General features: G+C 61.5%; 8 protein-coding genes. 1 reads left to right on the top strand and 7 read right to left on the bottom strand.

Annotated elements, in window-relative coordinates; translation table 11 throughout:
- Positions 1-396 precede the first annotated feature (396 nt).
- The 6 genes from AYK65_RS15155 to AYK65_RS15130 all read right to left on the bottom strand — a co-directional run bounded on the left by AYK65_RS15155 (position 397) and on the right by AYK65_RS15130 (position 4,736).
- Positions 397-681, bottom strand: a complete 285-nt coding sequence (locus AYK65_RS15155; RefSeq protein WP_046116988.1) for a copper-binding protein — start codon at positions 679-681, stop codon at positions 397-399.
- 19 nt (positions 682-700) lie between these two features.
- A complete protein-coding gene (locus tag AYK65_RS15150) occupies positions 701-1,180 on the bottom strand; it encodes a cupredoxin domain-containing protein (RefSeq protein WP_034885678.1) in 480 nt (159 codons plus the stop codon).
- Between the two features lie 39 nt (positions 1,181-1,219).
- Positions 1,220-2,569 (bottom strand): multicopper oxidase family protein, encoded by a 1,350-nt coding sequence (locus AYK65_RS15145; RefSeq protein ID WP_081158870.1) that lies wholly within the window; start codon positions 2,567-2,569, stop codon positions 1,220-1,222.
- Positions 2,570-2,584: 15 nt separating this feature from the next.
- Positions 2,585-4,042, bottom strand: coding sequence for a TolC family protein (locus AYK65_RS15140; RefSeq protein ID WP_081158869.1), 1,458 nt, complete (start codon positions 4,040-4,042; stop codon positions 2,585-2,587).
- Positions 4,039-4,266, bottom strand: coding sequence for a hypothetical protein (locus AYK65_RS15135; RefSeq protein ID WP_081158867.1), 228 nt, complete (start codon positions 4,264-4,266; stop codon positions 4,039-4,041). Before AYK65_RS15135 ends, AYK65_RS15140 begins: the two co-directional genes overlap by 4 nt.
- 92 nt (positions 4,267-4,358) lie before the next feature.
- Positions 4,359-4,736, bottom strand: a complete 378-nt coding sequence (locus tag AYK65_RS15130) for a hypothetical protein (RefSeq protein WP_026616067.1) — start codon at positions 4,734-4,736, stop codon at positions 4,359-4,361.
- 226 nt (positions 4,737-4,962) lie between these two features.
- On the opposite strand from AYK65_RS15130, the gene AYK65_RS15125 reads away from it, so the two are divergent.
- Positions 4,963-5,415, top strand: a complete 453-nt coding sequence (locus tag AYK65_RS15125) for a YqaA family protein (RefSeq protein WP_026616068.1) — start codon at positions 4,963-4,965, stop codon at positions 5,413-5,415.
- Between the two features lie 28 nt (positions 5,416-5,443).
- On the opposite strand, the gene AYK65_RS15120 is transcribed toward AYK65_RS15125, so the two are convergent.
- Complete coding sequence (locus AYK65_RS15120) at positions 5,444-5,941, bottom strand: DUF305 domain-containing protein (RefSeq protein WP_026616069.1); 498 nt, start codon at positions 5,939-5,941, stop codon at positions 5,444-5,446.
- Between the last annotated feature and the right edge of the window lie 59 nt (positions 5,942-6,000).

Raw genomic sequence — 6,000 nt, 5'->3', positions numbered from 1 at the left:
GTTTTTACACAGCCAGGGTCGAGTAGTGTCATGTTCGCAGCAACGTCCGTTCCGAAACTGAGTGGTGCCAGTTGAACGCATAAAGACACATGAAATTACAACTCTCTGCGCAATCAGGCCCCCGCAACCAAACACTCAACGCCCGCAATCAACGCGTCGCACAATACCCATGCCTCCGGATCCCGTCGCATCTGTGCGGCGGCCCATAATCCGGCCGCTGTCCCTGTCGTCGGTGCTGGCTCCGCTGAGCCTTGAGCCCTTTACTGATAGTGCAGGGGAAACCGGTTCAGGCAATCCCGTGGCGGCGCATGATGCAGAGAGGCTGACGAGCTCGTCGCCCCCAGCGACTGAGCGGAGCAGGACGCAGGGGGCGGTACCCGCGTCCTGCTGCAGGGGTTACTTGACCTCGGTCACGGTCAGCTTGCCGTCGACGCGCTCGGCGACGAACTCGATATTCGCGCCTTCCTTCAGCTTCTCCAGGAGAGCGTCGTCCCGGACGCGGAACACCATCGTCATAGCGGGCATGTCCAGGCTCTTCAGTTCCTCGTGGATCAGCGTGACCTTCTTTGCCTTGAGATCGATCTTCTTGACAGTGGCTTTGGTGAACTCGGCAGCGAGAGCTCCGTCGGCTGTTCCGAGGGCGAGCGCAGAGGCGAGCGTGAGCTTGACGAGCGTTTTCATGTTGAACTCCTTTCGATGATCACTTCTTGGCAACGGTGACGTCGCCGTACATGCCTGCGTCGTAGTGGCCGGGCACGAGGCAGGCGATCTTGAACGTGCCGTCGTTGGTGAACTTCCAGACGATCTCGCCGGATTCCCCGGCGGTCAGGCGGATCGCGTTCGGATCGTCGTGTTCCATCTCCGGGAACTTCTCCATCACCGCCTTGTGCTCCATGATCTTGTCTTCCTGATCGAGCACGAACTCGTGTTCGAGTTCGCCCGCGTTCTTGATCGCGAAGCGGACGGTCTGGCCCTTGCGGACCTTGAAGGTCGACGGCGTGAAGATCATCTTGCCGTCTTCCGTCTCCTTCATGGTGACCCGGATCGTCTGGGTGGCGTCGGCTTTCTTGCCGGGTTCGCCGACGGCCATGGCCTCGCCGTGGCCGCCTGCATGATTGCCACCAGCGAACGCCGGAGTGGCGAGTGCGGCGATGATAACTCCGAAGATCTGAGCCTTCATTGTGTGGTCCTTAGGTTGGTTGAACATCGGCATGCCGGATCAGCCGTGGTTTGAGTGCTTCGGCGTGATCTGGGTCTTGGCGTCCTTCGCCTTGGTCCAGTCGGGAAGTTCGCCCGTCCACTCCCAGGCTTGCGTTCCGGCCGGGTTTTCGTACCAGCCGGGGTCGGCGTAATCGCCGGCCGAGATGCCCTCGCGCACCTTGACGACCGAGAACATGCCGCCCATCTCGATGGGGCCGTGCGGACCCCAGCCGGTCATCATCGGGATTGTGTTTTCGGGGATCTCCATCTCCATCTCGCCCATGTCGGCCATGCCCTTGGTGCCCATCGGCATGTATTCCGGCTGGAGCTTCTTGATCTTCTCGGCGACCTTCTTCTTGTCGACGCCGATGAAGGTTGGGATGTCGTGCCCCATGGCGTTCATCGTGTGGTGCGACTTGTGGCAATGGATCGCCCAGTCGCCGACGTATTTGGCGTCGAACTCGTAGGCCCGCATCGCGCCCACGGGGATGTCGATGCTGACCTCCGGCCAGCGCGCCTCCGGCCGCACCCAGCCGCCGTCGGTGCAGGTGACCTCGAAGTCGTAGCCATGCATGTGGATCGGGTGGTTGGTCATCGTGAGATTGCCGACCCGGACGCGCACCCGGTCGTTCTTGGATACGACGAGTGGGCTGATGTCCGGGAATACGCGGCTGTTCCAGCACCACATGTTGAAGTCGGTCATCTCCATCACGCGCGGCATGTAGGAGCCGGGGTCGATGTCGTAGGCGTTGAGCAGGAAGACGAAGTCGCGGTCGACGGGCATGACCTTCGGGTCCTTGGGATGGACGACGAAGAAGCCCATCATGCCCATCGCCATCTGCACCATCTCGTCGGAATGCGGGTGGTACATGAAGGTGCCCGACTTCACGAGGTCGAACTCGTAGACGAAGGTCTTGCCGACCGGGATATGCGGCTGCGTCAGGCCGCCGACGCCGTCCATGCCGGAGGGCAGGATCATGCCGTGCCAGTGGATCGTCGTATGCTCCGGCAGCTTGTTCGTGACGAAGATGCGCACTCGGTCGCCTTCGACCGCTTCGATGGTCGGACCCGGCGACTGGCCGTTATAGCCCCAGAGATAGGCGGTCATGCCCTCTGCCATTTCCCGCTCGACCGGTTCGGCGACGAGGTGGAATTCCTTGACGCCGTTGTTCATCCGGTAGGGCAGTGTCCAGCCGTTGAGGGTAACTACAGGGTTGTAGTCCGGACCGGACGTCGGCTTTACCGGCGGCTGGGTCTCCGCCGTCTCCATCACGGCGGCCTCTGGCAGGCCCATGTTGGAGGTCTTCGCCCAGGCGGCGGTCGACACCAGTGCGGCGCTCGCGCCGAGCAATTGTCTTCTGTTGAACATTGCCTGTTCCTTTCCTTAATGACCGCCACCGCCGCTTTCGGCGGCAGCCGCGACTTCCGTTTCTCTCGAGGCCGCGCCCGCGCCGCCGCCGTAGATCGCGGGAGCGAGGTTTGCCTTGGCCAGCCAGAAGTCGCGCTTGGCGTTGACCGCAAGCAGGATCGAATTGACCTTGTCGCGCGTGTCGGCGAGCAGCTCGAATGCGTTGGTGATCATCGCGTTGTAGGTGAGGAGGGACTCCTCCTCGATCTTGGTGCGCAGTGGCACGACGTTGTTGCGGTAATGCCCGGCGATGTCGTAGTTGGCGCGATAGGCCTGATAGGCGGAGCGTGCTTCGGAGCGGACGTTCACCGCCTTCTCCGCGAGCAGGTTTGCCGCCCGCATATAGGCGAGCTCGGCCTTGCGCATGCGCGCCTTGCCGCTGTCGAAGATCGGGATGACGAACTCCAGCTCGGCCTGGCCGGTCGTCTCGGTCTCGACCTCGCCGTCCTCCTTCTCGCGTTCGGTCTCGAAGCCGGTCAGGAGTTCGAGGTCGGTGACGTAGCGGGTCGCTTCGGTGAGCTTGTAGGATTTGGCCGTCGCCTCGAGATCGAGCTTCGCCATCTGCAGGTCGACGCGGCGCTGCAGAGCTTCCGCCTCGATGAGGTCGAGCTTGATCAGACCCTTGGGCAGCGGCGGCAAACGGTTCGGGATCTGGTAGTCGATATCCGAGCCCCACAGGCCTATCAGCCGCGTCAATTCCTCCTTGGCGAGGCGAGCCTCCAGCCGCGCCTTGGCCGCCTGTCCCGCCAGTTCGGCGTAGAAGACGTGCTCGCGAGCCTGGGAGCCCTTGGTCATCGCTCCAGTCTCGCCAAGCTTCTGCGCGAGTTCGGAGGCGGCGTCTGCCGCGGCCTGCGCCTGGTTGAGCTGGGCCACCGTTTCCCAGGCTGCGACCGCATTGATCCAGGCACGTCGCGTGTCGGCGGCGAGCTGCAGCGTTTGTAGTGCCGCATTCAACTGCGCCTGCCGGAACCGGGTATCGGCGATGGCAATGTCCCGTTGTCGCGTGGCAAGCGCCAGGATATTGGAGGCGATTATGCCCTCGACGGATCTGAAGGCCTCGATCCCCGGTGCGCCGATGCCGTTGAAGCCGATTGCGACGGTCGGATTGACTAACATCGTCGACTGCCAGGCGTCGGCGGCGGAATCGCCGAGATCGGCATAGGCGGCCTGCAGGCCCTTGTTGTTGAGCAGCGCGACCTGAACCGCCGTCTCGACGTCGATGGTCTTCTTCGCGATCAGCGTCTTCACCCGGTCCGACACGACGCGAGCCTGCTGCTGGTTCTGCACCCAGACCGTCTGCTTGCCCGTGGCCTCAGCCGTCTTCGCCTCGACGGAAGAGAACCCGGCATTCTTCGCCGCATACTCGGTGGCCGAGACACAGCCGCCAAGCACCAGTGGCAGAGCAAGCGTCGCGGCAAGTCTGGCGTTCATCATGACGCGCCTCCTTCCGGAGTCTGTGCGTCGTTCTGGTTACGCCACGGCTTGGGATCGACCGGGACGCGATGGGTGTAGCCCGAGACCGGGCTCGTATATCTGAGGGGGCGGACTTCGGCCTGCGAGGCGGCGAGATCGTCCGAAGCAATGACGTCGGGAGGTAATGTGGTGGCGCATCCGCTGGCAAATAGCGGCAGTGCGGCCATGATAAACAAAGGTCTCATGGTTATGTCCGAATAGGAATTGCAGCGGCGCTTGCGAGCAAACAACGCTCACGAACGCACGGATTCGACCCGCGAAAGCGGATATGTCCTACTCAGATATTCGGGGGGCGGTGCAGCGGCGGGAGTTCGCCCATCGTTCGGGCATCGTCGACGAACTCGCGGATGGAAGCGACACGGGGCCCGCCGACCGCGTCGGCGTCGGTGACGATGGCCATGCTGACGCAGAAGCCCTTGCAGCAGTCGGTCTTCACCAGCTTCTGAAAGTCTTCCGGGGAGGTATGGTGATCGCCGTGGCGATGGTCGGGTGTCGCCATTTCGTGGTGGTCATTGAACTGAACGATGTCGGAATTCGCCCAAGCTCCGTGCATCGCGGCGGAGGCGGTCGGCAACGAGTATCCCGCCAGCGACATGACAATCACCAAGCGAAGCAGAATCAGCATCTTTTGCAATGTGATTCGAGGCATACCCATACCCGAGGACTAACATTGGTCCCGAAGTTGTCAATTGTCAGTTTCTAACCTTGACGCGATTCGCGTCTATTATGTGGCACCGCAGCGAACCGGTCGCGCCGTCGATCCGATGCTGAATTCGGTGTAATGGTTTCAACGATGGCAAGGTCAAGCGAGAAATGGCTGGGAGCAGAAAGCAGCATCATCATCATTCGCCGTCCCTGTCCGCCAATCCGCAAGAGGTTCGATGACGAGCCTGACTGCGTACCTCGGCCTTTTCCTGGTTGCACTCGGCGCGGCGACCGTACTGCCTTTCCAGTCCGAGCCGCTGCTTGTCGGACTGCTTGCGTCAGGCAAATTCTCGACGATCTGGCTGCTCGTCGTCGCCAGCCTCGGCAACGTGCTGGGGTCGGTCTGCAACTGGGTGCTCGGACGCTTCATCGATCGGTTTCACGACCGCTCATGGTTTCCGGTGAAGGCGTCCTCGTTGGAGAAGGCAGGCGGATGGTACCGTCGCTATGGCCGCTGGTCGCTGCTCCTCTCCTGGATGCCTATCTTTGGAGACGCACTGACCGTGCTTGCTGGCGTTTTGCGGGAGCCCTGGTGGTCCTTCCTGCTGCTGGTCACAATCGCCAAAACGGGGCGCTATCTTGTCCTCGCCACGGCAACGCTCGGAATGCAGTCGGCACTTGGCATTTGATTTGGCGGATCGTCCCGCAGCGCTTCGTTCAGCCGGAACTATTCAGTCTCGCTTTAATCGAGTTCATCTGCTCGATTTCCTTGCGCTGCCCTTCTGAGATTTGCCTGCATAGATTCACCAGTTCCTCGTCCGTGAGCGTCGCTTCGCGGCACATCAGAATAGCTCCCGAATGATGGGGGATCATCGAGGCGACGAACTGATCGTCGTCGATCCGGGCCTGGATGCGGGTTCCCGTAAACGCCGCGACGAAGAGGGCGGCCAGACCGAGATAAAGGGCTATGTTCAGACCCTTGTTCTTGTACATCCCGCCCATGGTCGCGAGCATGATGATTCCCATCGGAGCGACCATCGTCAACGCCATGTAGAAGGTGTTGAGGTTGTTACGGAAATCGGCCCAGCCGTCGATCATCGAGAACATCACGATATACATGACGATCAGACTGAGCGCCATATTGATGGCGAACATCAGGTAATGGTGCGTCGTCGCGTGCCGGCGCTGTGTCGGCTGTGTGTCTTGCTCTTTCATGGCGATCCTCCGCTTCACTGCCGTCTGCGACAGCCATAGGAACCGGGGGCTCGCGCATT

The sequence above is a fragment of the Ensifer aridi genome, from assembly GCF_002078505.1.
In the GTDB taxonomy this organism is placed as follows: domain Bacteria; phylum Pseudomonadota; class Alphaproteobacteria; order Rhizobiales; family Rhizobiaceae; genus Sinorhizobium; species Sinorhizobium aridi.
Note: the sequence above shows the minus strand (reverse complement) of the source record. Positions and strands in the feature narration are given on the sequence as shown.